General features: G+C 59.3%; 22 protein-coding genes and 1 pseudogene. 13 read left to right on the forward strand and 10 right to left on the reverse strand.

All coding sequences use genetic code 11. The features are described 5' to 3' along the window. Nucleotides 1-2: 2 nt before the first annotated feature. Genes AC1Q8Q_RS07780 through secB form a run of 3 tightly spaced genes read left to right on the forward strand, consistent with a single transcriptional unit; the run spans nucleotide 3 to nucleotide 1200 of the window. On the forward strand, nucleotides 3-416 hold the full coding sequence (locus AC1Q8Q_RS07780) for a rhodanese-like domain-containing protein (protein WP_033043806.1): 414 nt from the start codon (nucleotides 3-5) through the stop codon (nucleotides 414-416). Between the two features lies 1 nt (nucleotide 417). Then, a complete protein-coding gene (gene grxC / locus AC1Q8Q_RS07785; RefSeq protein WP_008058538.1) occupies nucleotides 418-672 on the forward strand; it encodes a glutaredoxin 3 in 255 nt (84 codons plus the stop codon). A 42-nt stretch (nucleotides 673-714) separates the two neighbouring features. Further along, the gene (gene secB / locus AC1Q8Q_RS07790) at nucleotides 715-1200 is read left to right on the forward strand and encodes a protein-export chaperone SecB (RefSeq protein ID WP_008058540.1); all 486 of its coding nucleotides are present in this window, start codon (nucleotides 715-717) and stop codon (nucleotides 1198-1200) included. A 157-nt stretch (nucleotides 1201-1357) separates the two neighbouring features. Here the strand turns inward: secB and trmL are convergent, their stop codons facing one another. Continuing rightward, nucleotides 1358-1813: a tRNA (uridine(34)/cytosine(34)/5-carboxymethylaminomethyluridine(34)-2'-O)-methyltransferase TrmL gene (trmL, locus tag AC1Q8Q_RS07795; RefSeq protein WP_020797421.1), complete on the reverse strand. Its 456-nt coding sequence runs from the start codon at nucleotides 1811-1813 to the stop codon at nucleotides 1358-1360. On the opposite strand from trmL, the gene AC1Q8Q_RS07800 reads away from it, so the two are divergent. Next, nucleotides 1812-2252: a hypothetical protein gene (locus AC1Q8Q_RS07800; RefSeq protein ID WP_033044422.1), complete on the forward strand. Its 441-nt coding sequence runs from the start codon at nucleotides 1812-1814 to the stop codon at nucleotides 2250-2252. The genes trmL and AC1Q8Q_RS07800 overlap by 2 nt on opposite strands. A gap of 551 nt (nucleotides 2253-2803) precedes the next feature. Here the strand turns inward: AC1Q8Q_RS07800 and ntrC are convergent. The 5 genes from ntrC to glnA form a co-directional block, all read right to left on the reverse strand. Beyond that, nucleotides 2804-4240: a nitrogen regulation protein NR(I) gene (gene ntrC / locus AC1Q8Q_RS07805; RefSeq protein WP_020797423.1), complete on the reverse strand. Its 1437-nt coding sequence runs from the start codon at nucleotides 4238-4240 to the stop codon at nucleotides 2804-2806. Beyond that, nucleotides 4237-5322, reverse strand: coding sequence for a nitrogen regulation protein NR(II) (glnL, locus tag AC1Q8Q_RS07810; RefSeq protein WP_020797424.1), 1086 nt, complete (start codon nucleotides 5320-5322; stop codon nucleotides 4237-4239). The genes ntrC and glnL overlap by 4 nt, the downstream gene beginning before the upstream one ends. Nucleotides 5323-5571: 249 nt before the next feature. Then, nucleotides 5572-6087 carry a DUF4124 domain-containing protein gene (locus tag AC1Q8Q_RS07815; protein WP_168757090.1) on the reverse strand — a complete coding sequence of 172 codons (516 nt, stop codon included), beginning with the start codon at nucleotides 6085-6087 and terminating at the stop codon, nucleotides 5572-5574. A gap of 26 nt (nucleotides 6088-6113) precedes the next feature. Then, nucleotides 6114-6536 (reverse strand): cupin domain-containing protein, encoded by a 423-nt coding sequence (locus AC1Q8Q_RS07820; RefSeq protein ID WP_020797427.1) that lies wholly within the window; start codon nucleotides 6534-6536, stop codon nucleotides 6114-6116. 177 nt (nucleotides 6537-6713) lie between these two features. Further along, nucleotides 6714-8120: a type I glutamate--ammonia ligase gene (gene glnA / locus AC1Q8Q_RS07825; protein WP_020797428.1), complete on the reverse strand. Its 1407-nt coding sequence runs from the start codon at nucleotides 8118-8120 to the stop codon at nucleotides 6714-6716. A gap of 328 nt (nucleotides 8121-8448) precedes the next feature. Between glnA and thiI the strand changes: the two genes are divergently transcribed. Together thiI and typA are read left to right on the forward strand one after the other, a co-directional pair. After that, nucleotides 8449-9903, forward strand: coding sequence for a tRNA uracil 4-sulfurtransferase ThiI (gene thiI / locus AC1Q8Q_RS07830; RefSeq protein ID WP_168757091.1), 1455 nt, complete (start codon nucleotides 8449-8451; stop codon nucleotides 9901-9903). A gap of 139 nt (nucleotides 9904-10042) precedes the next feature. Continuing rightward, a complete protein-coding gene (gene typA, locus AC1Q8Q_RS07835; RefSeq protein ID WP_008058555.1) occupies nucleotides 10043-11863 on the forward strand; it encodes a translational GTPase TypA in 1821 nt (606 codons plus the stop codon). Nucleotides 11864-12059: 196 nt separating this feature from the next. Here the strand turns inward: typA and AC1Q8Q_RS07840 are convergent, their stop codons facing one another. Then, a complete protein-coding gene (locus tag AC1Q8Q_RS07840) occupies nucleotides 12060-12497 on the reverse strand; it encodes a YkgJ family cysteine cluster protein (protein ID WP_008058557.1) in 438 nt (145 codons plus the stop codon). Nucleotides 12498-12755: 258 nt separating this feature from the next. On the opposite strand from AC1Q8Q_RS07840, the gene AC1Q8Q_RS07845 reads away from it, so the two are divergent. The 5 genes from AC1Q8Q_RS07845 to AC1Q8Q_RS07865 all read left to right on the forward strand — a co-directional run bounded on the left by AC1Q8Q_RS07845 (nucleotide 12756) and on the right by AC1Q8Q_RS07865 (nucleotide 21832). Beyond that, entirely contained in the window at nucleotides 12756-15206 is a 2451-nt protein-coding gene (locus AC1Q8Q_RS07845) for a glycogen/starch/alpha-glucan phosphorylase (RefSeq protein WP_033042247.1), read from the forward strand. A 157-nt stretch (nucleotides 15207-15363) separates the two neighbouring features. Beyond that, nucleotides 15364-18567, forward strand: a complete 3204-nt coding sequence (locus tag AC1Q8Q_RS07850; RefSeq protein WP_492614952.1) for a DUF2339 domain-containing protein — start codon at nucleotides 15364-15366, stop codon at nucleotides 18565-18567. Next, the gene (locus tag AC1Q8Q_RS07855) at nucleotides 18564-19943 is read left to right on the forward strand and encodes a DUF3999 domain-containing protein (protein ID WP_020797434.1); all 1380 of its coding nucleotides are present in this window, start codon (nucleotides 18564-18566) and stop codon (nucleotides 19941-19943) included. Before AC1Q8Q_RS07850 ends, AC1Q8Q_RS07855 begins: the two co-directional genes overlap by 4 nt. Nucleotides 19944-20215: 272 nt before the next feature. Continuing rightward, nucleotides 20216-21226 carry a class 1 fructose-bisphosphatase gene (locus AC1Q8Q_RS07860; RefSeq protein ID WP_020797435.1) on the forward strand — a complete coding sequence of 337 codons (1011 nt, stop codon included), beginning with the start codon at nucleotides 20216-20218 and terminating at the stop codon, nucleotides 21224-21226. A gap of 3 nt (nucleotides 21227-21229) precedes the next feature. Further along, nucleotides 21230-21832: a DUF924 family protein gene (locus tag AC1Q8Q_RS07865; RefSeq protein WP_168757093.1), complete on the forward strand. Its 603-nt coding sequence runs from the start codon at nucleotides 21230-21232 to the stop codon at nucleotides 21830-21832. 107 nt (nucleotides 21833-21939) lie between these two features. Here the strand turns inward: AC1Q8Q_RS07865 and AC1Q8Q_RS07870 are convergent, their stop codons facing one another. Beyond that, nucleotides 21940-22704 (reverse strand): methyl-accepting chemotaxis protein, encoded by a 765-nt coding sequence (locus tag AC1Q8Q_RS07870; RefSeq protein ID WP_370628229.1) that lies wholly within the window; start codon nucleotides 22702-22704, stop codon nucleotides 21940-21942. Nucleotides 22705-22797: 93 nt separating this feature from the next. Beyond that, nucleotides 22798-23832: pseudogene (locus AC1Q8Q_RS07875) on the reverse strand (HAMP domain-containing protein); the annotation flags it as partial. Nucleotides 23833-24112: 280 nt separating this feature from the next. Here AC1Q8Q_RS07875 and AC1Q8Q_RS07880 point away from each other — a divergent pair. Together AC1Q8Q_RS07880 and AC1Q8Q_RS07885 are read left to right on the forward strand one after the other, a co-directional pair. Beyond that, complete coding sequence (locus AC1Q8Q_RS07880) at nucleotides 24113-24367, forward strand: hypothetical protein (RefSeq protein ID WP_020797438.1); 255 nt, start codon at nucleotides 24113-24115, stop codon at nucleotides 24365-24367. Nucleotides 24368-24398: 31 nt separating this feature from the next. Continuing rightward, nucleotides 24399-24968, forward strand: coding sequence for a lipocalin family protein (locus AC1Q8Q_RS07885; protein WP_020797439.1), 570 nt, complete (start codon nucleotides 24399-24401; stop codon nucleotides 24966-24968). Nucleotides 24969-25088: 120 nt separating this feature from the next. On the opposite strand, the gene AC1Q8Q_RS07890 is transcribed toward AC1Q8Q_RS07885, so the two are convergent. Continuing rightward, nucleotides 25089-26453, reverse strand: coding sequence for a formimidoylglutamate deiminase (locus tag AC1Q8Q_RS07890; protein ID WP_020797440.1), 1365 nt, complete (start codon nucleotides 26451-26453; stop codon nucleotides 25089-25091). Nucleotides 26454-26486: the final 33 nt, after the last annotated feature.

A 26486-nucleotide genomic window follows, 5' to 3' on the forward strand; every position in this document is an offset into this window, starting at 1 on the left:
CGATGGTTGCTCACCTGATTGAATTTGCCACTAACCACTACATCCTCGTCGGTATCTTCGTCGTACTGCTGGCGTTGCTGATTGCCTATCAGATGCAGGGCGGCGGCCGTAGCCTGAGCACTGGCGAATTGACTGGCCTGGTCAACAAAGACGCGGGCGTGGTAATCGACATTCGTCCTGCCAAGGATTTCGCTGCCGGTCACATTGTTGGTGCGTTGAATATTCCTCACGACAAACTGGCTGCCCGTGTTGTCGAGCTGGAAAAGCACAAGGCCAAGACCATCATCCTGGTCGACGCCATGGGCCAGACGGCCGGGACTCACGCTCGCGAACTGGTAAAGGCTGGCTTCACCGCCGCCAAACTGTCCGGTGGTGTTTCCAGCTGGAAAGCCGACAATCTGCCGCTGGTGAAGTGATATGAGCAACGTCGTCGTCTATTCCAGCGATTACTGCCCTTATTGCTCCCGAGCCAAATACCTGCTCGAGAACAAAGGCGTGGCCTTCGAAGAGATCAAGGTCGATGGCAAGCCGCAGGTGCGTGCCGCAATGGCTCAGAAGGCCGGGCGTACGTCCGTGCCGCAGATCTGGATCGGCAGCACCCACGTTGGCGGTTGTGATGATTTGTTTGCCCTGGAGCGCGCCGGCAAGCTCGACGCGCTGCTCAAGGCCTGAATTCCATACCCTATAAAAGCCCAAGATCAGAAAGGATCTGAGATGACTGACCAACAGAACACTGCAGCTAGCGAAGAAGAAACCGCACCGCAATTCTCCTTGCAGCGCATCTACGTACGTGACTTGTCCTTCGAAGCCCCGAAAAGCCCGGCGATCTTCCGCCAGCAGTGGGAGCCGAGTGTCGGTCTGGATCTCAATACCCGTCAAAAGGCGCTGGAAGGCGACTTCCATGAAGTTGTGCTGACCCTGTCGGTCACCGTGAAGAACGGTGAAGAAGTGGCATTCATCGCCGAAGTGCAACAGGCCGGTATCTTCCTGATCAAGAACCTGGACGACGCTTCGATGAGTCACACGCTGGGCGCGTTCTGCCCGAACATCCTGTTCCCGTACGCTCGCGAAGCGCTGGACAGCCTGGTGACCCGCGGCTCGTTCCCGGCCCTGATGCTGGCTCCGGTGAACTTCGATGCCTTGTACGCGCAAGAGCTGCAACGCATGCAAGCGGCGGGCGAGACTCCGACCGTCCAATAAAAGCTTCGTTTGCTCCATGAAAAAAGCGCCTATCTAGAGGCGCTTTTTTCATGGAGCAAACGAAACCTTCGAGTAGGAGCTGCCGAAGGCTGCGATCTTTTGATCTTAAAAATCAAAAGATCGCAGCCTTCGGCAGCTCCTACAGGGGGGCGTGGTGTTACTTGAAGTCGTTCTGCCGCCAGGCTTCGTACACGGCGACGGCCACGGTATTGGACAGGTTCAGGCTACGGCAGCCTTCGCGCATCGGCAGGCGCAGGCGTTGTTCAGCGGGCAAAGCGTCGAGCACCTCGGCTGGCAGGCCGCGGCTTTCCGGACCGAACAGGAAGGCGTCACCAGGGGTGAAGCTGGCGTCGTGAAACGGCCGCGAGCCCTTTGTGGTGAAGGCGAACAAGCGTGGATGACCGAGGCTTTCCAGGCAGCTGGCCAGGTCCGCGTGACGTTGCAAGGTGGCATACTCGTGGTAGTCGAGGCCCGCCCGGCGCAGGCGCTTGTCGTCCATCTCAAAGCCCAGCGGTTCGATCAAATGCAGGTGGCAGCCACTGTTGGCGCACAGCCTGATAACGTTGCCGGTGTTCGGCGGAATTTCTGGTTGGAAAAGGATGACGTGAAACATGCACGGCTCCGAAGGTAGAGATGAGCGGCATTCTACGCCGCAAGCCGACCCTCGTTCGAAACTATTCCCGCGTGTGATGGCTTCGCTGGCAATTGTGGGGGTCATGGTGGGGTTGATGATCGGTCGTCTGACCACCCCAGACCCCAGCGAATTGCAACAGATCGAAGTGACCAGCGACGGCTTGGTGGTGTGGTTCAACAATGAGCCCAAGACCCACGGCGAGATCGTGGAAGGCAGTGTTGCGTTGTTGTTCGAAGCTCAAGGCAAGGCGCAAAAAGGCCAGCTCAAGCTCAATGGCAAGGATGTGAACTGGCGGGTGCGCTTGAGTGACGGGGGATTGTTGTTGACGCTGGTGGCGGCCCGTCCCCTTCAGGGTGAGTGGGCCGGTAGCGAGGTCGATGACCGCTGGCGGCTGGAGATCCATCTCCGGGAGCAATAAAAGAGGGAATCCCCGGCCTGCCTGTACCAAGGTCCCCAAAACGGGAGGGCTCGCGCATTGCGCTTGAACCCGGTGTAAAGAGGGAATCCCCGGCCTGCCTGTACCAAGGACCCCAAAACTGGGAGGCTCGTCGCTTGTGCGGTATGAGCCCGGTGTAAAGAGGGGAATCCCCGGCCTGCCTGTACCAAGGTCCCCGAAACTGGGTGGTGATCTGCATCACTGATGAGACTATTGCAGGGGGCGTGCCAGGTTTTAACAAGTTGAAACAGAAAGACGCGTAGAAAAGCTGAAAGCCCCGTAATCCGGGGCTTTCGTGTTTCTTCGATAGGGGTTCGATTGCGAACGGAGGCGGGATTTCGGAGCAGTTGCCGTGCGCGATTGCGGTTCACGGTGCCTTCCGGCGGTGCACGTGAGCCCAAAAAGCTTCGCGAGCAGGCTCGCTCCCACAAGGTTCGGTAGCGTTCACTCGATAGTGAGAACACTACAAATCCACTGTGGGAGCGAGCCTGCTCGCGAATTGGGTGTGACGGTCAGTGAAGAACTAAGGCTGATTAACCCTCATCCCCCTCATCATCATCCCCACCATCAACCTTCATCCCCAGTTCCTTGATCTTGCGAGTCAGGGTGTTTCGCCCCCAGCCCAGCAACACGGCGGCATCGCGGCGGCGGCCGGCGGTGTGCTTGAGGGCAGTTTCGATCATGATCCGCTCGAAAGTCGGTACGGCGCTATCCAGCAGGCTGGATTGACCGCGAGCCAGTGCCTGGTCGGCCCACTGGCGTAGCGCCTGTTCCCAGTTGGTCACCGGGGCCGAATCCTGCGGAAGGCTCAGCAACTCCGGTGGCAAATCGCCGATATGCACTTCGCGACCCGAGGCCATCACTGTGATCCAGCGGCAGGTGTTCTCCAGCTGGCGTACGTTGCCCGGCCAGGGCAGGTTTTTCAGATACTCCTCGGTTTCGTTTTTCAGCAGCTTCGGCTCGACCGCCAGTTCCTGCGCTGCACGGCTGAGGAAGTGCTTGGCCAGGGTCGGGATGTCTTCGCGACGGTCCGACAGGCGCGGTATGTGGATGCGGATCACGTTGAGGCGGTGGAACAAGTCTTCACGGAATTTCCCGGCATTCACCAGGGTTTCCAGGTTCTGGTGCGTGGCGGCAATGATCCGCACATCGACTTTGACCGGGACGTGACCACCGACGCGGTAAAACTCGCCATCGGCCAGGACCCGCAGCAAACGAGTCTGGGTGTCGGCCGGCATGTCGCCGATTTCATCGAGGAACAGCGTGCCCCCATCCGCCTGTTCGAATCGACCGCGGCGCAGGTTGGCGGCACCGGTGAACGCGCCTTTTTCATGGCCGAACAACTCGGATTCCATCAGGTCCTTGGGGATCGCTGCCATGTTCAGTGCAATGAATGGCGAAGCGGCGCGCGGGCTGTGGCGGTGCAGGGCGTGCGCCACCAGTTCTTTACCGGTGCCGGATTCGCCGTTGATCAGCACGGTGATGTTGGAGTGGCTCAAGCGCCCGATGGCGCGAAACACTTCCTGCATCGCGGGTGCTTCGCCGATGATTTCCGGGGTGCGGGTCAGTGTGACCGGCACTTCCAGGCCTTGTTGTTCCTGAGCGTGCTGGTTGGCACGCTTGACCAGGGAAACCGCTTCGTCGACATCGAACGGCTTGGGCAGGTATTCAAACGCTCCGCCTTGATAGGACGCGACAGCGCTGTCCAGATCGGAGTGCGCTGTCATGATGATCACTGGCAGCCGTGGGTGTTGCTCGCGAATCCGCGCCAGAAGATCCAGGCCGCTGGCGCCAGGCATGCGGATGTCGGAGATGATCACGTCCGGCTGCTGGCGCGCCAGGCGGCTCATCACGCCATCGGCGCTGTCGAAGCTTTGCGTGGTCATGCCTTCCTGCTGCAAGGCTTTTTCCAGGACCCAACGGATAGAACGGTCGTCATCGACGATCCACACGGTTTCACTACGGCTCATGTCGATGTGGCTCCTTGTTCCAGTGGCAGAAAGATCGAGAATGTGGTGTGGCCGGGGTGGCTGTCACATTCGATCAAGCCCTGGTGCTGGCTGATGATGTTCTGGGTAATGGCCAGGCCCAGCCCGGTACCGTCCGGACGGCCGCTGACCATGGGGAAAAAGATGGTTTCCTGAAGGTCCGCAGGAATGCCCGGGCCGTTGTCGATGATTTCGATCTTGGTCACCAGGCGGTGGCGCACGTGGCCAATGGTGAACTGGCGCATGGCGCGGGTGCGCAGGCTGATGCGGCCCAGGCGCAGCTCATTCTGGCTGCTGATGGCCTGCATCGCATTGCGCACGATATTCAGCACGGCCTGGATCATTTGTTCACGATCGATCAGGACGTCTGGAATGCTCGGATCGTAGTCGCGCACCAACGTGATGCAGCCCTGGCTCTCGGCCTCGACCAGATGGCAGACGCGTTCCAGCACTTCGTGAATGTTGCACATGGCCAGTGATGGCAACTTGTTCGAGCCGAGCATGCGATCGACCAGGTTGCGCAGGCGGTCGGCCTCTTCAATGATGACGTTGGTGTAGTCACGCAGGCTTTCTTCCGGCAGTTCGCGGGCCAGCAGCTGTGCCGCGCCGCGAATACCGCCCAGCGGATTCTTGATTTCATGGGCCAGGCCCCGCACCAGCATCTTGCTGGTTTCCTGCTTCGACAGCTGGGCCTCTTCCTTGGTGATGCGCAGCAAGCGGTCGCGGGGATGGACTTCGAGCAGAAGCAGCGTGTCGCCATTGCTCAGGATCGGTGTTACCGCGTAATCGACCGTCAAGGTCTGGCCGGTGAGGGCAGTGAGCATTGCTTCGCGTTTTGTGAACGGGTGCGCCTGCTGGACCGCCTGGCGCAAAGAGTTGAGCGCTTCGGTGGATTCGGTAAACAGCTCGCTGATGAACTGCCCATGGCTGCGCTGGCCGCTGATGGCCAGGAGCATCTCCGCCGCGGGGTTCATGTACTCAAGGCGCAACTCGGCGTTGAGCAGGATGGTGGCGGTGGTCAGGTTGTCGAGCAGCAAGCGGTGTAGTGCGTCGCTGATGGTCATTCAGGACCTCTTTTGGCGCATGAATAAAGAGCTGATGCGAGGAAAATGCAAAAACCAAACCAAGGCTCCGAAAAGAAGCGCTAAACCCCTGAAACAGGCGTTTGACGCTCGATTGCGTGGCGTTCTGCCAGCTTTCGCGGGTAGTTTCGAACCAAAATGGGCTGTGATTGGAACGTCGTGCAACTAATCGCACCAATATAGTGCATAAACCTGTGCAAGGTTAAAAGAAGCGAAAACGCGGCCAGGCTTTCAATGCTTGTGCACCCGCTGCAAGGTAAAGGTCACGGTGGGACTTTGTTGTATGACCGTGTCGCCGTCGATCACTTGAACGGCGAGCCTGTGCAGACCGCGATCGATGTTTACCAGTTGAAGGCTCGGAACGTTGCCTGGCTGGCCATAGGGTTGCTCGTCCAGTAACAACCTGAACAGATGCGAGCCTTGCAGGCGTGGTTTGATCAGCACGTTGACCGTGAAGGTGCCGTTGTTGGCGCGCAAGGCCCCGTCGTTGGGCACGCCAGTCAGCTCAAGAGTCTCGTAGGTGCTGTTTATCTGCTCGCGGTTGCGGATGGGGGTGGGCGCAGGAGGTTCGTTGGGCGGTTGACGATCGACGCTGTTAAGCGGGGGTAAATCAACCGTCTGAGCGCTTACTCCATCGGGTGGTTGATTGCTGTAGGCCGTGTTGCCGGCAGCATCGGTGTATTTGTAGATCTGGGCCGTTGCAGGGAAGCCTGATAAAAGCCCAAGAAATAATAAGAATGGTCGCATTCAGGCTCCCTGTGAGCAGCAAAAAATTACTCCGACAAAGGAATACCCTCGCTGCCAGCATAGAACACGATAAGTTCTACCGGTTCCTCGCCGGTGACTCCGCGGTGGGTGATATTGACCATTTCGGCCACCGCTTCGCCTTGCTTGACGCGTCGAACCTGGCCGCTTTCCTTGCTTTCTATCGTCAGCTCCCCGCTGAGGACATACGCCGCATTTGGCATGGCGTGGCGATGCCATGGAAGTTGCGTATTGGCCGGAATTTTCAGTTTAAGCACCGAGAGTTGTGGTTCGGCGTAAGGGTAATGGGTGTAAGGCGTGCTGTCCCAGGAGGCGCTGCTTTGCAACAGGACTTTGCGTTCGATCGCTACTGTGGACGCTGAGTTGCTACAGCCCTGTAGGGCAAGGGCGATGAGGGCGGTAAATAGGGGGGTGAGCATGGAGGGTTTCATGTTGCCGTCCTTTGAGTTCAAGACGGTACAGGCTACGGTTAGCCGATATTTTTTTATGCCGGACGTTGCCGTGAATGCCCGGGGAAACATGGACCCCCTGCGTGAGAAGTTGCCTACAAAAAAAAGGCCTCCCGAAGGAGGCCTCTTTGTCACGCCGCTTGCGCAGGCGCTACCGGATCAGCAGCTGTAGTACAGCTCGTATTCCAGTGGGTGTACGAAGGTACGAACCTTGATTTCTTCTTCGCTTTTCAGGGCGATGTAGGCGTCGATGAAGTCGTCGCTGAAAACGCCGCCTTTGGTCAGGAACGCACGACCTTTGTCCAGCTCTTCCAGGGCTTCTTTCAGGCTGCCGCAAACTTGTGGGATCTCTTTCGCCTCTTCAGGCGGCAGGTCGTACAGGTTTTTGTCAGCTGCGTCGCCAGGGTGGATCTTGTTCTGGATGCCGTCCAGGCCAGCCATCATCAGTGCGGCGAAGCACAGGTACGGGTTGGCAGCCGGATCCGGGAAGCGCGCTTCGATACGGCGGGCTTTCGGGCTCGACACGTAAGGAATACGGATCGAGGCGGAACGGTTACGGGCCGAGTAGGCCAGCATGACCGGAGCTTCGAAACCTGGAACCAGACGCTTGTAGGAGTTGGTCGCCGGGTTGGTGAAGCCGTTCAGGGCCTTACCGTGCTTGATGATGCCGCCGATGAAGTACAGGGCGGTATCGGACAGGCCGGCATAACCTTCGCCTGCGAAGGTGTTCTTGCCATCTTTCCAGATGGACATGTGAACGTGCATACCCGAACCGTTGTCGCCGTACAGGGGCTTAGGCATGAAGGTAGCGGTGCGGCCGTAGGCATCGGCTACGTTGTGCACGACGTACTTCAGGGTTTGGGTTTCGTCGGCTTTCTTCACCAGGGTGTTGAACTTGACGCCGATTTCGTTCTGGCCGGCAGTTGCCACTTCGTGGTGGTGAACTTCGACGGTCAGGCCCATTTCTTCCAGTGCGTTGCACATGGAGGTACGGATTTCGTGGTCGTGGTCGAACGGTGGAACCGGGAAGTAGCCGCCTTTGACGCCTGGACGGTGACCTTTGTTACCGCCTTCGATGTCCTGGTCAGACATCCACGAACCTTGTTCGGAGTAGATCTTGAACATAGAGCCGGAAATGTCGGACTTGAACTTCACCTGGTCGAAGATGAAGAACTCTGGCTCCGGACCGCAGAATACGGTGTCGCCAATGCCGGAGGCTTTCAGGTGTTCTTCAGCGCGCTTGGCGATCGCACGTGGGTCGCGATCGTAGCCTTGCATGCTCGAAGGATCGACGATGTCGCAGGTCAGGATCAGGGTCGGCTCTTCGGTGAACGGGTCCAGTACGGCAGTGCTGTCGTCCGGCATGAGGATCATGTCGGAAGCTTCAATGCCTTTCCAGCCAGCGATGGAGGAGCCGTCGAACATCTTGCCGACTTCGAAGAAGTCTTCATCCAGCCCGTCGCGAGCCGGCATGGTCACGTGGTGCTGAGTGCCCTTGGTGTCTGTGAAGCGCAGATCAATCCACTTGACGTCATGATCTTTGATGAGTTGAACCGACTTCGACATAGTGTCCTCCGGGTGGATTAGGGCTGGTAGTGGATGCCCTTAGATGTTTGTGATGCCGGCGCGAATACTCTGCCAAGGCAACCTGCCTCACAAGGGAGCAAATTGCATGCCAGTGCCCCACCATGGGATTTTTGCCCCGAATTCACGCTTTTAAGGCGGTAAAGCACCTTAATGCGGAAAATACCGCCCTACAATGTGGCGCTCGTTTCAATAAATGACCCGTTTTGGTGCGCGCAAAACCTTCTGCATATTAACTGGTTAAACCTTGAGCAATTTCCGCTATAATCCGCGCCCCCCTTTTTCGGCAGGCCTCGCGCGCGCTGTTTCCATGAAATTAATCGTAAAAGTCTTTCCAGAGATCACCATCAAGAGCCGCCCGGTACGGATGCGTTTTATCCGCCAGTTGGCCAAGAACATCCGTGCCGTGCTCCGCGATCTGGACCCGGCTGTGGTGGTGAACGGCGTGTGGGACAATCTCGAGCTGGAGACCCGTGTCAGCGAGCCCAAGGCCCTGAAGGAGATGGGTGAGCGCCTGAGCTGCATGCCGGGCATTGCGCATTTCCTGCAAATCGACGAGTACCCGCTGCGTGACTTCGATGACATCGTCGAGAAGTGCAAGCAGCACTACGGTGATGCGCTGGCCGGGAAGATTTTTTCGGTGCGTTGCAAGCGTGCCGGCAAGCACCCGTTCAGCTCGATTGACATCGAGAAATATGTCGGCAGCCAGTTGCGCCGACAGTGCGGTGCCGCCGGGATTGACCTGAAAAAGCCTGAAATCGAAGTGCGCATCGAAGTTCGCGACCAACGGTTGTTCGTGATCCATAGCCAACACAACGGTATTGGCGGATATCCGCTGGGTGCGCTGGAGCAGACGCTGGTGCTGATGTCCGGCGGCTTCGATTCCACCGTCGCCGCCTACCAGATCATGCGCCGCGGCCTGATGGCGCATTTCTGCTTCTTCAACCTGGGTGGGCGTGCACACGAATTGGGCGTCATGGAAGTCGCGCATTTCATCTGGAAGAAGTACGGCAGCTCGCAACGCGTGTTATTTGTCAGTGTGCCGTTCGAAGAAGTGCTGGGAGAAATTCTCGGCAAAGTCGATAACAGTCATATGGGCGTAGTATTGAAGCGTATGATGTTGCGCGCTTCCTCCCAAATTGCCGATCGACTGCACATCGACGCGTTGGTCACCGGAGAGGCGATCTCCCAGGTATCGAGCCAGACCCTGCCGAACCTGTCCGTGATCGATTGCGTGACCGACAAGCTGGTCTTGCGTCCGCTGATCGCCAGCCACAAGCAGGACATCATCGACCTGGCCAACGAAATCGGCACCGCCGACTTCGCCAGGCACATGCCGGAGTACTGCGGGGTCATCTCGGTGAACCCCAAGACTGCTGCCAAGCGCCATCGGGTGGAGCACGAAGAGAAAGAATTCGACATGGCAGTCCTTGAGCGTGCGCTCGAGAACGCCAAACTGGTACCGATCGATCGCGTGATCGACGAATTGGGCCAGGACCTGCAAATTGAAGAAGTCAGCGAAGCGCTGGCCGGTCAGATCGTGATCGACATCCGTCACCCGGATGCCGCTGAAGACGACCCGCTGGACCTTGCTGGCATCGAGGTACAAACGATGCCGTTTTATGCACTGAACGCTCGTTTCAAGGAACTGGACCCTACTCGCCAGTACCTGCTTTATTGCGACAAAGGCGTGATGAGTCGCCTGCATGCCCACCATTTGCTCAGTGAGGGACATGCCAATGTGCGCGTTTATCGACCGAGCTAAGTGCCCGGGGCTGTTTGCCTGTGGCTTGCGTCACCGGCCCCCCGACGCCGCCGTCAAGCTGTAACGGCAAGGCCTGACTCTACTGTAAATCGCTGCCAAGACTTGTCAGCGCACCGAATCCTCTGATCGAGATACACAAGTGATCGAAAATCTACGTAACATCGCCATCATTGCTCACGTTGACCATGGTAAAACCACCCTGGTAGACAAACTCCTGCGTCAATCCGGCACCCTGGAGCGCAACGAGCTCAACGACGAGCGCGTGATGGACTCCAACGACCAGGAGAAAGAGCGCGGTATTACCATTCTGGCGAAAAACACCGCCATCAACTGGAACGGCTACCACATCAACATCGTGGACACCCCGGGCCACGCCGACTTCGGCGGCGAAGTAGAACGCGTAATGTCGATGGTCGACTCCGTTCTGCTGCTGGTTGACGCTCAAGACGGCCCTATGCCGCAAACCCGTTTCGTGACCAAGAAGGCTTTCGAAGCCGGCCTGCGTCCGATCGTGTGCATCAACAAGGTTGACCGTCCAGGCGCGCGTCCGGATTGGGTTCTGGACCAGATCTTCGACCTGTTCGACAACCTGGGTGCCACCGAAGAACAGCTGGACTTCAAAGTCGTCTACGCCTCGGCCCTGAACGGTATTGCCGGTCTGGACCACAACGAAATGGCTGAAGACATGACCCCGCTGTACCAGTCGATCGTCGACAACGTACCAGCGCCGGCTGTTGACCGTGACGGTCCGTTCCAGATGCAGATCTCCGCACTGGACTACAACAGCTTCCTGGGTGTTATCGGTGTTGGCCGTATCGCTCGTGGTCGCGTCAAGCCGAACACCCCGGTTGTGGCTATCGGCGCCGACGGCAAGAAGCGTAACGGTCGTATCCTGAAGCTGATGGGTCACCACGGTCTGCACCGTGTAGACGTTGAAGAAGCTGCTGCAGGCGACATCGTGTGCATCAGCGGTATGGAATCGCTGTTCATCTCCGACACCCTGTGCACCCCGGACAACGTCGAAGCGATGAAGCCGTTGACCGTCGACGAGCCAACCGTTTCCATGACCTTCCAGGTAAACGACTCGCCATTCTGCGGTAAAGAAGGCAAGTTCGTGACTTCCCGTAACATCAAGGAACGTCTGGACAAAGAGCTGCTGTACAACGTTGCACTGCGCGTTGAAGAAGGCGACTCGGCTGACAAGTTCAAGGTATCGGGCCGTGGCGAACTGCACCTCTCGGTTCTGATCGAAACCATGCGTCGCGAAGGTTTCGAAATGGCTGTAGGCCGTCCGGAAGTGATCATCCGTCTGGTTGACGGCGTGAAGCACGAACCGTACGAAAACGTCACCATCGACCTGCCGGAAGAATCCCAAGGCAAGGTGATGGAAGAGATGGGCCTGCGTAAGGGTGACCTGACCAACATGGTGCCGGATGGCAAGGGCCGTGTGCGTCTGGAATACAACATCCCTGCTCGTGGTCTGATCGGTTTCCGTAACCAGTTCCTGACCCTGACCAACGGTGCTGGCATCCTGACCTCGATCTTCGACCGTTACGACGTGATGAAGTCCGGCGACATGTCCGGCCGTCAGAACGGCGTTCTGGTTTCGGTTGAAACCGGCAAGGCACTGACCTACTCCCTGGAAACCCTGCAGGCGCGTGGCAAGCTGTTCGTTGAACACGGTCAGGAAATCTACAACGGTCAGATCGTTGGTCTGAACAGCCGTGACAACGACCTGGGCGTCAACCCTACCAAGGGCAAGAAGCTCGACAACATGCGTGCTTCGGGTAAAGACGAAACCATCGCCCTGGTTCCACCTGTTCGCTTCACCCTGGAACAGGCCCTGGAATTCATCCAGGACGACGAGCTGTGTGAAGTGACTCCTAAGTCCATCCGTCTTCGCAAGAAGATCCTGGACGAAAGCGAGCGTACCCGCGCTGCCAAGAAAGCCAAGGCATAAGATTTAGCCCCGGCTGAACGAAAACGCCCCCGGTCGAGAGATCGGGGGCGTTTTTGTTTGTCTGCGATTTGTGCGGTGCCAGGTTGATCGTTCCCACGCTCTGCGTGGGAACGCCTCTTGTGACGCTCTGCGTCACGCTTTTGGGGCGCGGAGCGTCCCTGGCTGCATTCCCACGCGGAGCGTGGGAACGATCAGATCAGAACCGCTCGATACTCCGGGAATTGGTTTCACGCACCACTTCCTTGGGCTTGTACGCGCAATACCCCGGCCGCGGGCCGATTTTCGGGTGGTTGCGGCACGTATCCGGGCGCTTTTCATAAATAGTGCACAGACGGCTCTTACGATCCAGATAAAGGCAATCGTTGTTGCTCATGCGCTGGAGGGTGAAGATCTCGGACTTCTGGTTATAGCGCTCGACGATCCCTTCCTTCTGCAGGCGCTTGGCGATGTTCTTTGGCGGGTCGCCGCGTTCGAACTCGTCGACGATGCCGATGCGGATCAGGTCCTTGATCTTGACCTCGACCGGCAGGGTGCAGCAGCTCGATAGGCAGGAGCCGCACATTGGGGCAGAGTACTTGGCCCAGGTGTCGAGTCGGTCGATCTCCGCGGCGGCGATCAGGTTGGGCTTCATCATCGGTTGTTACCAGCGTGTGCATCAGGGCGCGCGATCATACCGGGACTGGTGGATTTTTGAACAACCTTTCGCCAGTTTTTTTTCATGGGCATCCACGCAGCACCACTAATCCGGCACGGCCCCTGCATTGAATCAGGTACATGACAATGTATTGCCGGCTTGATGCGCATTAACAGGAAAAACTGCCGAACCAGAGTCTATACCGTTTGTCAGACCGTCTAGTCTCAGACAACTCCAAGCTCGCTCGAGGTCCTATCGATGACTCAAGAACCACTTGTTCGCGAAGCAGAGGTGGCCGCATTCCGCGACGCCGTCTTGACCAAACTCACCTACGCGGTGGGCAAAGACCCGGATCACGCCTTCGATCATGACTGGTTCGAAGCCATTGCCCTGGCAGCGCGTGATCACATGGTCGAGCACTGGATGGACCACACTCGGCAGATTTACCGCAAAGGACAGAAACGGGTTTATTACCTCTCCCTGGAATTTCTGATCGGCCGACTGCTTTACGACAGCCTGAGCAATCTCGGCCTGCTCGACGTGGCACGCGAAGCCCTGACCGAACTCGGCGTCGATCTTGAACGCATCCGCCTGCTGGAGCCTGATGCGGCGTTGGGCAACGGTGGTCTTGGACGACTGGCGGCGTGTTTCATGGAAAGCATGTCGACCCTGGGCATCGCGGGTCATGGCTACGGCATTCGTTACGAGCACGGCCTGTTTCGTCAGGCCATCGTCGACGGTTGGCAACAGGAACAGACCGAGCACTGGCTGGACTTCGGCAATCCGTGGGAGTTCGAGCGCCCAGAAGTGGTTTACCCGATCGGCTTCGGTGGCGGCGTCGAGACCGTGACCGACAGCGAAGGCAAATCCAAGCAAGTCTGGCACCCGGCGGAAACCGTACGGGCCATTGCCTATGACACACCCGTGGTCGGTTGGCGCGGGGCAAGCGTGAACACGTTGCGGCTGTGGCGTGCGCGGGCTATGGAAGATTTGCACCTGGAACGCTTCAATGCCGGCGATCACCTGGGGGCGGTGGCGGAAGTGGCCCGGGCCGAAAGTATCTCTCGAGTACTGTACCCGGCAGACAGCACCGAGGCCGGCCAGGAACTGCGGTTGCGCCAGGAATATTTCTTCGTTGCCGCCTCCCTGCAGGACTTGCTGCGCCGTCATCGCAACATGCACACCTCCGTCCTGACCCTGGGCGATCACGCAGCGATCCAGCTCAACGACACCCACCCCTCGATTGCCGTGGCCGAGTTAATGCGCCAATTGGTGGATGTCTATGACGTGGCGTGGGACGCGGCCTGGCAGGTGACGGTCGACACGCTTTCCTACACCAACCACACGTTGCTGCCCGAGGCGCTGGAAACCTGGCCGGTAGGCCTGATGGAGCGCATGCTGCCACGGCACATGCAGATCATTTACCTGATCAATGCCCAGCACATCGACTCGCTGCGGGCCAAGGGCATCCATGATTTCGATGTGTTGCGCGCGGTGTCCTTGATTGAGGAAGACAACGGTCGACGTGTGCGCATGGGCAACCTGGCGTTCCTCGGCTCCCACAGTGTCAACGGCGTATCCGGCTTGCACACGCAACTGATGCGCAAGACGGTGTTCTCCGAGCTGCACAAGCTCTATCCGCAACGGATCAACAACAAGACCAATGGCATCACGTTCCGCCGCTGGCTGTACCAGGCCAACCCGGAGCTGACCTCGATGCTGGTCGATGCCCTGGGCCCGGACTTGCTGGACAAGCCCGAGGAGCGACTGCTCGACCTGCAGCCATTCGCCGACAAGCCAGCGTTCCGCAAGGCCTTCGCCGAACAGCGTCTGCACAGCAAAAAGGCCCTGGCCTACCTGATTCACGAACGTTTGGGGGTGGCGGTCAACCCGGCGGCGATGTTCGACGTGCAGGTCAAGCGGATCCACGAATACAAGCGCCAACTGCTCAACCTGATGCACACCGTGGCGTTGTACCAGGCGATTCGTGCGGAACCTGAAATCGACTGGGTGCCACGGGTGAAGATCTTCGCCGGTAAAGCGGCGGCCAGTTATCACCAGGCCAAGTTGATCATCAAGCTGACCAACGACATCGCCCGGGTGGTGAACAACGACCCGACTGTACGCGGATTGCTCAAGGTCGTGTTCCTGCCCAACTACAACGTCAGCCTGGCGGAGAGCATTATTCCGGCGGCGGATCTGTCCGAGCAGATCTCCACTGCCGGCTTTGAAGCCTCGGGGACCAGCAACATGAAATTCGGCCTCAACGGTGCATTGACCATCGGCACGCTGGACGGTGCCAACGTGGAGATGTCCGAGCGCATCGGCGCGGAGAACATGTTCATCTTTGGTCTCAGTGCCCAGCAGGTCGAAGCGCGCAAGCAGAACCACGAGTTCAGCGCAGTGCCGGACATTGCCGCGTCCCATCGACTCAATGATGTATTGCAAGCCATTCGCGGCGGGGTGTTCTCGCCGGATGATCCGTCCCGTTACACCGGCTTGATCGATTCGTTGGTGGATTACGACCGCTTCCTTGTCTGCGCCGATTTCGACTCCTACTGGAATGCGCAGATGCGCGTCGAAGCCCTTTGGCACGATTCCCAGGAATGGTGGCGATCGGCGGTGTTGAACACCTCGCGCATGGGCTGGTTTTCTTCTGACCGGACGATTCGCGAGTACGCCACGGATATCTGGAAGGCGTTGGAGTAACTTTTCCAGCGGGTCGATATACTGGCAGCCGTAAAAGATCGCAGCCTCCGGCAGCTCCTACAGGGATTTGTATGTCCTTGTAAGGGCTGCCGGAGGCTGCGATCTTTTTGGAGCTGGCTGCGCTAATCTTCCTGGATTGCGCTTAGGGATATCGACCATGCAATGGATGTTCATGCTTGTGGGCCTGGTGCTGGGCTGGATACTCGACGAGTCGTTCAGCGATGCGTTGCTGGGCGCGTTACTCGGGTTGGGTATCGGGCAGGCCGTTCACATTGGCAGGCTGGGATCGCAGGCCATTGAGCAGCGTCGCCTGCTCGAACAGGCGCAACTTGCACTGCGCGCGGTCGAGCAACGCTTGGCTTTGCTTGAGGGGCCCGGGATCAAGGTGCCTGAAGCCAGCGCTGCCGCTCCAGTTGCTGACATCGCGGTCACTCAAGCCCCCGCCGAAACCCCTGAGCTGATCTGGGAACTGCCGCCCGATCTGGAGACGGCCACCGCTGCGGCTACCCAGTCCAGCCATACACAGCCCTTCGATGCATGGAAACCCGCGCCAGCCGACCGCGAACGCGCCCATCCCCCCGAACCAAGCCTCGTCGAGCGCGCCATCAACGCGGCGCGTGCGTGGTTATTGGGTGGCAACACCGTGCTGCGGGTCGGTGTGATGCTGTTGTTCCTCGGTCTGGCCTTCCTGCTGCGCTACGCCACCGAGGGCATGGTGGTGCCGATCGAATTGCGCTATGCCGGTGTCGCGGCGGTAGCGATGGGCCTGCTGGGCCTGGGCTGGTGGCTGCGAACGCGTAACAGTGCTTACGCCTTGATGCTGCAAGGCGCCGCTATTGCCGTGCTGTACCTGACGGTGTTTGCTGCGATGCGCCTGCATCCGTTGCTCGATCCCTCAGCGGCATTTGGCCTGTTGGTGGCGGTGACGGTGTTTTCGGCGATCCTGGCCATTACCCAGGACGCACTGGGCCTGGCCGCCGCCGCTGCGCTGGGCGGATTCGCCGCGCCGCTGCTGGCTTCCACGGGTGCCGGCAGTCACGTCGCGCTGTTCAGTTACTTCGCCTTGCTCAACGCCGGCATCCTCGTTATCGCCTGGTTCAAGGCCTGGCGCTTGCTCAACGTGATCGGCTTCACCGGCACCTTCGGTATCGGGTTCGCCTGGGGTTTGCGCTCCTATACGCCAGAGTTGCTGTGGAGCACCGAGCCGTTCCTGATTCTTTTCTTCGTGATGTACCTGGCCATTGGCTTGTTGTTCGCCCGACGTAAATTGCTGCATTTGGGGGACTCGCCTGAGGATGACAACCGTGAGGCGCTGTTGCGCTGGTCTGCGCGCAAGGGTGATTACGTCGACGGCACACTGCTGTTCGGTCCGCCTCTGGTTGGCTTTGGATTGCAGTTCGCCGTGGTTCAGCATCTGGAGTTCGCTGCCGCGTTCAGCGCCCTGGCGCTCGGCATGATCTACATGGGCTTGGCTCGGATGCTGATGGGACGAGCATTGCTGTTGGGGGAAACCTGCCTGGCGCTGGGCGTTATTTTCGCCAGCCTGGCGATTCCCTTGGGGCTGGATGCGCGGTGGACGAGTGGCGCCTGGGCGGTGGAAGGCGCGGGGATTTTCTGGCTGGGCCTGCGTCAGCAGCGCTCGCTCGCTCGTGCATTTGCCTTGTTGTTGCAAGCGGGCGCGGCGCTGGTGTTTCTCAGTGAATTGCGCAGCGGTGAGAATAGCCTGCTTGATGGCACGCCGCTGGGAGCGTTGTTGCTCGGCGGCGCACTGCTGTTCAGTTTCCATCAGTTGCACAAGGCCTTGCCTGGGCAGGTGTCGTCCTGGGAGCGTCATGTCTTGCCGGTTCTGGCCGCTCTCGGCCTGGCATTTGTCTACTTGCTGGCGCCGATGTTCTTTTTCGCCCATGGCACGTCAATCAGTTGGGCAATGGCCGGGCTGCTGACTTTGTTCGTCGGTCTGCACCTGCGCTCGGCTACATTCCTGCTGAGCGCGTTTGTCGTTCAGTTGCTGGGCGCCGTGCTGTTCCTGGTGGCTGAACCTCTGGTCAGCGAAGGCGTGCGGCCGTTGGCTCATGCTGGCTTCTGGTCACCGCTGATGCTGGGCCTGGTCGCATTGATCGGGGCGTGGCGTTTGCAAGTCGGCTTTGCTGTCACGGTGATCGATGGTGTGAACCTGCAGCGTTTGTCGCGGGTGTTGCTGGCGTGGGGAGCAGGGTGGTGGGCGCTGGCCTGGGTCAGTGAAGTGCTGCTGTTTGCACCGTTGCCCCTGCAGGCGACATTGCTGCTGGCAGCCGCGGCAACCAGTGTGGCGCTGTGGGCCATGTTGGCGCTGCGCCTGGCGTGGCCCGCGCTGGGCGTGCTCTGCACCTTGCTGATCCCGGCTGCCGGCCTGGTGTTGCTCGCCGCTTGGCATCCGCGCTTTCATCCGGCCGCCAACGCCGGCTGGCTGCTGTGGGCCGTGGTGTTCATCGTGCATTTCCTGTCCTTGCGACGCTTGGCGCCGATCCTGCCGAGCGCTGCCCTGAGCAGCGCTCACGTACTCGGTTGTTGGTTGCTGATCGGTGTGCTGGCCCTGGAGCTGCGTTATGGCTTGCTGCTGTTGTCCGAGCACTACAACGCCTGGCGCTGGCTGGGCTGGGCGCTGCTGCCGAGCTTATACCTGGTGCTGATGGCGGCACCGCGTGCCTGGCCCTGGCCGGTGTCGGTCTACGCTCGCGAATACCGTGTGTATGCCGCCGCGCCTTTGGCATTGTTGATGCTGGGCTGGTTCTGGCTGGCCAATACGGTCAGTGATGGCAAGGCTGATCCCTTGCCCTATTTACCGCTGGTCAACCCGCTGGAATTGGGCCTGCTGTTTGCGTTGTTCGGTGTCTACGCCTGGTCCCGCAGTGAGGCAGCGCAACAGGTGATTCCCGGGAGCTACAGCGCTGCTGTGGCGGCCGCTGTGCAAGCGATCGTCGGCGCTTCGCTGTTCACGTTCTTCACTGCCCTGGTGATGCGCACGGCTCACCATTGGGGCGGCGTACCGTTCGAGCTGCCCGCCTTGCTCGAGTCGATGCGGGTCCAGGCCGGCCTGTCCATCGTCTGGACCTTGATGGCGCTGGGTTTGATGATTGGTGGCCATTTGCGTCATCGGCGTGAAGTCTGGTTGATCGGTGCGGCCCTGATTGGCGTGGTGGTAGCGAAACTGTTCTTCGTCGAATTGAGCAACCGTGGCGGGTTGGCGCGGATCGTGTCGTTTATCGGCGTGGGCGTGCTGCTGCTGGTAGTGGGCTATTTCGCCCCGTTGCCACCCAGGCGCGTCGAAACTGCCGGGGCCCCCGAAAAGCCGGCGCCGCAAACCGAAGGAGTGTCGTCTTGAGTCAAAAGCTGAACCGGGCCTGGTTGGGTATCTTTGCAATGGGCATGGCACTCTCTGTCTCTTTCCAGGAAACGTGGGCCCAGGAATCACCGGCGGACTTTGCCACGCATGTGCCGTTGTCCGTGAGCGGTGAAGGTCCGTGGTATCGCGTTGAGCTGCCCCTGGCTGTGCAACTGAGCGCACGCCAGACCGACCTCAGTGATGTGCGCGTGTTCAACGCCGCTGGCGAACCGCAAGCCTATGCCCTGTCACGGGCAAACGCACAAGCTGACGACAACCCTACGTTGACTGACGTCAAATGGTTCCCGCTTTATGACTCGGCGGATGCCACCGGGCATGCCCCGAGCGTTCGCGTGCAAGCGAGCGCCAATGGCACCCTGGTCCAGGTGCAGCCTTCCACTGAGTTGGAGGTGGGGGAGGAAGCGTTACGTGGCTGGCTACTGGATGCCAGCGCGATCAAGGCGCCGCTGCAGCAGTTGATCCTCGACTGGACCAGTGAGCGTGATGGCTTCCAGCGGTTCAGCATCGAGGCCAGCGACGATTTGCAGCATTGGCAGTCTTGGGGCGAGGGGCAACTGGCGCGGCTGACGTTTGCCGATGAGCGGGTCGAGCAGCATGAGGTCAGCCTGCCGGGGCAGTCTGCACGCTATCTGCGCTTGCTGTGGGACTCGCCGCAATCGGCGCCGATACTGACATCGGCGCAGTTGCAAAGCGTGCGTAGCTTACCGCTGCCGTTGACCTGGTCCCACGCGTTGGACGGCAATAGCGTGAAGGCAGGTGAATACACCTGGCAATTACCGAGGGGGCTGAACGTCGAGCGAGTGCAGGTTGAATTGAGTCAACCTAACAGCCTGGCGCCGGTCATCCTGTCTGGACGGCGCGACAGCAGCTTGCCGTGGCAACCGTTGAGCAGTGGCTTGCTCTATCGCCTGACCCAGAATGGCGAGGACGTGGTGCAGAACGAGTTGCAGTTGCCGGGGCAAGCCATACAACAGTTGAAACTGACCGTGGACGAGCGCGGTGGTGGCCTGGGCGCACAGGCGCCAACCGTGAAGTTTGCCGTGCGGGCCACGCAACTGGTGTTTCTGGCGCGCGGGTCAGAGCCCTATACGCTGGTACTGGGCAATGCGACGGTTAAGGCGGCGAACTTGCCATTGTCGACGCTGATTCCGGATTACAGCCCGGCTAAGCTGGCGACGTTGGGTCAGGCGTCGGTTGATGGTGGGGTGGTGACGACGCCGGCTGTTTCGACACTGCCGGCGGCGGTGGGCACCGACTGGAAGAAGTTTGGCCTGTGGGCGGTGTTGCTGCTTGGGGTTTTGTTTCTGGCGGCTATGGCATTCAGCCTGCTGCGCAAGCCGCCCGCCAACACCTGAAAATCGCTGGCGCTACGCACCATTCGCGAGCAGGCTCGCTCCCACAGGTTATGCGTTTCATGTGGGAGCGAGCCTGCTCGCGAAGGCGGTCGATCAGTCAATAAAAATGCTGATTTGGCCGCTACTTTCCTGCTCACATCCAGCCCATTTCCTACTACGCTGAACCCCGCGCCTGAACTCTCTTCAGCCGATCACGTCTGATAGGAGGAAATGCGCCCCGACTCGCGTTAAACTGCGCGGGTTTTTAGTCCCCCATTCCACCGGAGCCTTCCATGTCCCGCGTTACCTTGAGTCGCTATTTGATTGAGCAGACCCGCAGCAACAACACTCCTGCCGATCTGCGCTTCCTGATCGAAGTGGTGGCGCGTGCCTGCAAGGAGATCAACCACGCCGTGTCCAAGGGCGCCCTGGGTGGCGTTCTGGGCAGCATGGGCACCGAAAACGTCCAGGGCGAAGTGCAGAAGAAGCTCGACGTGATCTCCAACGAGATCCTGCTCGAAGCCAACGAATGGGGCGGTCACCTGGCCGGCATGGCCTCCGAAGAAATGGACAATGCCTACCAGATCCCGGGCAAATACCCGAAAGGCGCGTACCTTTTGGTTTTCGACCCGCTGGACGGTTCGTCGAACATCGACATCAATGCCCCGGTCGGCACTATCTTCTCGGTACTGCGTTGCCCGAACGAATACCTGAGCCAGAACGAGCCTTTGAATGAAAAGGCTTTCCTGCAGCCAGGCACCCAGCAAGTAGCCGCCGGTTACGCGATCTATGGTCCTCAGACCATGTTGATCCTGACCCTGGGCGACGGCGTGAAAGGTTTCACCCTGGACCGTGAAATGGGCAGCTTCGTACTGACCCACGAAAACATCACCATTCCTGAAGCGACCCAGGAATTTGCCATCAACGCGTCCAACCAGCGTCACTGGGAAGCACCGGTACAGCGCTACGTTGGCGAGTTGCTGGCAGGCGATGAAGGCCCGTTGAAAAAGAACTACAATATGCGTTGGGTCGCGGCCATGGTCGCCGACGTGCATCGCATCCTGACCCGTGGTGGCTTGTTCATGTACCCGCGCGACAACCGCGAGCCGTCCAAGCCAGGCAAATTGCGCCTGATGTACGAAGCCAACCCGATGTCGTTCCTGGTAGAACAGGCGGGCGGCGCGTCCACCGATGGTCACCAACGTATTCTCGACATCCAGCCTGAAGGTCTGCACCAGCGCGTAGCGGTGTTCCTCGGTTCGAAAGAAGAAGTTGCACGCGTTACGGCTTACCACAAGGAATAAACCATGAACGCGCCCTGGCAGCCGTTGCTCGATTGGTGGTTCGGTACAGCCGAAGAAGCCAGGGCAATCGCGGCTGACAAGGGCAAGTTGTGGTTCGGCAAGCGTGACAGCCAGGACCTCGAGGCGCGAGAGCGTTTCGGGGACCAGGTCGAGCAGGCACTGGCCGGCGGATTGACCAAGTGGATGCAATGTCCCGAAGGTTGGCTGGCACTGGTGCTGTTGCTTGATCAACTCCCCCGCATGATCTTTCGCGAGACCCCCAAAGCCTTTTCCGGTGATCTACGGGCCCAGAAACTGGTCGCCCAAGGCATTGCTGCGGATTTTGACCGGCAGTTATTACCGATTCAGCGAGTGTTCATCCTGCTGGTATTCGAGCACAGCGAGAACCTTGCGGTGCAGAACGAAGGCGTTTCGCGTCATATCGAACTGGTTGCGCAACAGCCGGAGAGTGATCGGGCATTGTTTGCCGATTATCTGGATTTTGCCGAGCGGCATCAGAAGGTGATTGCGCAGTTTGGACGGTTTCCGCATCGCAATGCGGTGTTGGGGCGCGAGTCTACGGCTGAGGAATTGGAGTTTCTGTCGAAACCGGGTTCAAGGTTCTGAATCTTCATCGCGGCTGATGCCGCTTTCGCGAGCAGGCTCGCTCCCACAGGGGTATGTGTTTCAACTGTGGGAGCGAGCCTGCTCGCGAAGGGGCCCGCAAGAGCGATTTAGATTCTGAAACTACCAACCAACTGCTTCAACCGCGCCGCCTGCTGTTCAAGATCAGCACATGCACGCAAAGTCGACTGCAGGTTCTCCACGCCTTCCTGGTTTAGCGTGTTGATCTCGGTGATGTCGACGTTGATCGACTCCACCACGGCTGTCTGCTCTTCCGTTGCGGTCGCAACGGATTGGTTCATTCCATCGATTTCGCCGATGCGCTGGGTCACGCTGCCCAGGCGCTCGCCGGCCTGGTTGGCGATACCGACGCTGCTTTCGCTCTGACGCTGGCTGTCGGTCATGATGGTGACCGCTTCCCGGGCGCCGACTTGCAGTTCCTCGATCATCTTCTGCACTTGCTGCGCCGAGTCCTGTGTGCGGTGGGCGAGGTTGCGCACTTCGTCGGCGACCACCGCAAAACCACGTCCGGCTTCACCGGCGCGCGCGGCTTCAATCGCCGCGTTGAGCGCCAGCAGGTTGGTTTGCTGGGAGATGCTGGTGATCACCTCCAGAATCTGCCCGATGTTGACGGTGTTGCTGTTTAGCGTCTCGATGTTGCCGCACGAGTCGCTGATCTTTGCCGACAGCTGGTGCATCGCCGAGATGGTTTTATCCACCACCTGCTGGCCCTCTTCGGCCAGCGCGCGCGCATCGCTCGAGTGCTGTGAGGCGAGGGCGGCGTTCTGGGCGATCTCCTGGGCGGCGGCGCCGAGCTGATTGATCGCGGCGGCGACGCTGCTGGTGCGGGAGGCTTGCTGATCGGAGTTGAACATCGACGAATTGGACGCGGCGACAACGCGCAGGGCCACTTCGTTGACTTGGCCCGTGGCCGAGGACACTTCGCTGATCGAGGTGTGGATGCGTTCGACGAAACGGTTGAATGACAGCCCCAGTGCACCGAATTCGTCATGGCCGTGGATGGTCAGGCGTTTGGTCAGGTCACCTTCGCCCTCGGCGATGTCGTGCATGGCACGGCCCATGGTCAGCAACGGCTGCATCAGGAAACTGATCAACATGCCCAGCAACGTGATGATGATCAACACTGCAATCACCATGGCAATGATCGCCGAGGTGCGGAATTCGCTCAGCATCGAGAGCGCGGTGTCCTGGTCCAGCACCAGTGCCACGTACCAGTCTGCAGACGGCACCCCGTTGACATGGGTGAAGGAGATGAACTGGCTTTTGCCGTCGATTTCGACTTCTTTCATGCCCGGGCTGACCGTCGGCGCACCGTTGGGGTAAGCGTCGGTGAGGTTCTTGAGTACCCATTTGCTGTCCGGGTGAATCAGGATCTTGCCGTCGGCACCCACGATGAAGGCATGGCCGTGGCCGCCGAAGTTCAGCGAGTTGATGATCGCACTGACGCTCGACAGGTCGATGTCGGCGCCGGCAACGCCAATCATCTGGCCCTGGCGCTGAACCGGGGTTGCCACCGTGATCACCAGCTTGCCGGAAGAGGCGGCGATGTACGGTTCGGTGACGATGGTCTGTTGCGCGCTGTTCGCAGCCTTGTACCAGCCGCGGGTGCGCGGGTCGTAATCCGGCGCGCGATTGCCCGCCGGGACCGAGAACATCACGCCATCGGCGCCACCGAAGTAACTCAACTGAAAGTTGCCGGTGTAGGCGGGCAGGTCGATGATTCGTTTCAGGCTGGCGGGGGCGTTACCGTCGGCACTGACCTGTTGGGCCATTGATTGCAGCAATTGCATGCGGCTTTCCAGCCAGGTCTGGATATTGCTGGTGGTCAGGCTGCCAAGTTCCTGCATCGAGGCTTCGGTGCTGCTGCGCAAGGTCTGGCGCTGGCGATAGTCGTTGAACAGGATGAAACAAGCGAATGCGACGGCCACCACGAGGGCGGCAGCCAACAAGATCTTGTGGCTGAATTTCATGTTTCTGGTCATTGGATGAGCTACCGCAGGAGATCGGGTCTACAAAAGGGGGAGCAAATGCCACGGGCGTGGCTTAGCGTTGCTTGTATGTCGACAGAACGGCGCCAAAGATTAGGCGCTTTATGCAAAAACCGATGAAATACCCGGACGGCGGGACGAAGTTCCTAATTTTTGTGAAAAGACAGACGAGCGGCCTGATAAATAGCCCGTCGGGCAGGGAACCAGATAGGGCTTTTCTCTTCTAAGGTTCAGCTTGGCAGTCATGCCAATACCCTCGTCCGTGGAGTTTCACATGTCGCTGCGATCCATCGCCCTGCTATCGTTTTGCGTGTTGTTGGCTGCGTGCAGCAAGGTCAATCAGGAAAACTACTCAAAGCTGTCGTCAGGAATGGCCAAGGCCGAGGTCGAGACCCTCTTGGGCAAACCTACCGATTGCTCAGGCGCGCTTGGAATGTCCAGTTGCACATGGGGCGACCAGAAGAGCTTTATCAGCGTGCAGTTCGCCGGTGACAAAGTGTTGATGTTTTCCGGCCAAGGCCTGAAGTAAACCGGGGCCACGTGCCCGCGGGAGAAAAACAATGAAGCGGTTATTGATCATGCTTTTTGCCGGCCTGGTGTTGGCCGGCTGTGCCAGTTCTGGCCAGGACCCGTTGGCGCCCAAAACCGCCAACAGTGTCAATCTCAAGCGCTATCAAGGTACCTGGTACGAGTTGGCGCGACTGCCGATGTACTTCCAGCGCGATTGTGCGCAGTCCGAAGCCCACTACACACTCAAGCCTGACGGTAACGTCGCGGTGTTGAATCGCTGCTTGACCCCGCAGTGGGAATGGGAAGAGGTCAGGGGCACGGCTTATCCACAGGTGCCAGGCAAGACCGACAAATTGTGGGTTGAATTCGATACCTGGTTTTCAAGGTTGATACCGGGTGTGGCGAAGGGCGAATACTGGGTGTTGTACGTCAGCGATGACTACAAGACTGCCATCGTTGGCGATCCTAGCCGCCGTTACCTGTGGTTGTTAGCGCGCACCCCGACCGTCAACGGTGTGGTGCGTGAAGAGTTGCTGAGCAAGGCGCGTCAGCAGGGTTACGACACCACGCGGCTGATCTGGCGAGCGTCGGATACGCAGATGGCCAAGACCTCCAACTGACGGTTAGCGCATAATCATTGTGGGAGCGAGCCTGCTCGCGAAGAGGGCGTGTCAGTTGACAGAGCTGTTGACTGAGACACCGCTTTCGCGAGCAGGCTCGCTCCCACAGTTGTTTTGGGGTCAGCCCAGGAGTTCGCGCAGGACTTGAGTGAAGGCGCGGCTGCTTTCCTCTTCCCCGGCATGACGCCCGTCACGCACGACCCACTGGCCATTGACCAGCACATCACGCACCTGACGATCTCCACCGGCAAACAACCAGCGATTCAGGATTCCATCGCCGCTCGCAGTGGCCAGGTATGGATCACTGCCGTCCAGTACCAGCCAGTCCGCACGCTTGCCAACCTCCAATGCACCTATCGGTTGCCCCAACGCCTGCGCACCGCCGTCCAGTGCAGCATCAAATAGCGTGCGGCCGACCATCGGCTGATCCGCGCCATACAAGCGATTGCGCCGTTGATCACGCAGGCGTTGCCCGTATTCCAGCCAACGCAGTTCTTCCACAACGCTCAACGACACATGGCTATCGGAACCAATGCCCATGCGCCCGCCCTGAGCAAGAAAATCCACCGCCGGGAATATCCCGTCGCCCAAGTTGGCTTCGGTGGTCAGGCACAAGCCGGCAATGGCCCGGCTCTTGGCCATCAGCGTGACTTCTTCCGGGTTGGCGTGGGTGGCGTGGACCAGGCACCAGCGTTGATCGACTTCGGTATTTTCATACAGCCATTGCAGTGGACGACGACCGCTCCAGCTCAAGCAGTCGTCCACTTCCTTTTGCTGTTCGGCAATGTGAATGTGCACCGGGCATTGCTTGTCGCTGGCCGCCAGCACTTCGCTGATCTGCTGCGGTGTGACCGCACGCAATGAGTGGAAACACAAACCCAGGGACTGTGCGGGTTGTTGCGCCAGTATCGGCTGCAGTCGCGATTGCAGCTTGAGGTAGTTCTCGGTGCTGTTGATAAAGCGACGCTGACCGTCGTTTGGCGTCTGGCCACCGAAACCTGAGTGGCTGTAGAGCACTGGCAGCAGGGTCAGGCCGATACCGGCGGCGCTGGCGGCCTGGCTGATGCGCAGCGCCAGTTCGGCGGGATCCGCGTAAGGCTGGCCGTGGGTGTCGTGGTGCACGTAATGAAATTCGGCCACCGAGGTGTAGCCTGCCTTGAGCATTTCGATGTACAGCTGGCGGGCAATGACGCCGAGTTGTTCCGGGCTGATTTTTCCGACGAGGCGATACATCAGGTCGCGCCAGGTCCAGAAACTGTCATTCGGGTTGCCTGCCACTTCCGCCAGCCCGGCCATGGCCCGCTGGAAGGCGTGGGAGTGCAGGTTCGGCATGCCTGGCAGCAGCGGACCGCTCAACCGTTCGGCGTCATCTGCATGGGAATCGGCCTGGATATGGGTCAGGACGCCATCGGCGCTGACCTCAAGACGTACATTGTTGGCCCATCCGTTAGGCAGCAGCGCGCGTTCGGCAAAGAAGGCGGACATGGTTCAGCACCCCATCGTGTGTTATTTGTATAT

The sequence above is a fragment of the Pseudomonas sp. GW823-FHT06B06 genome (assembly GCF_058795195.1).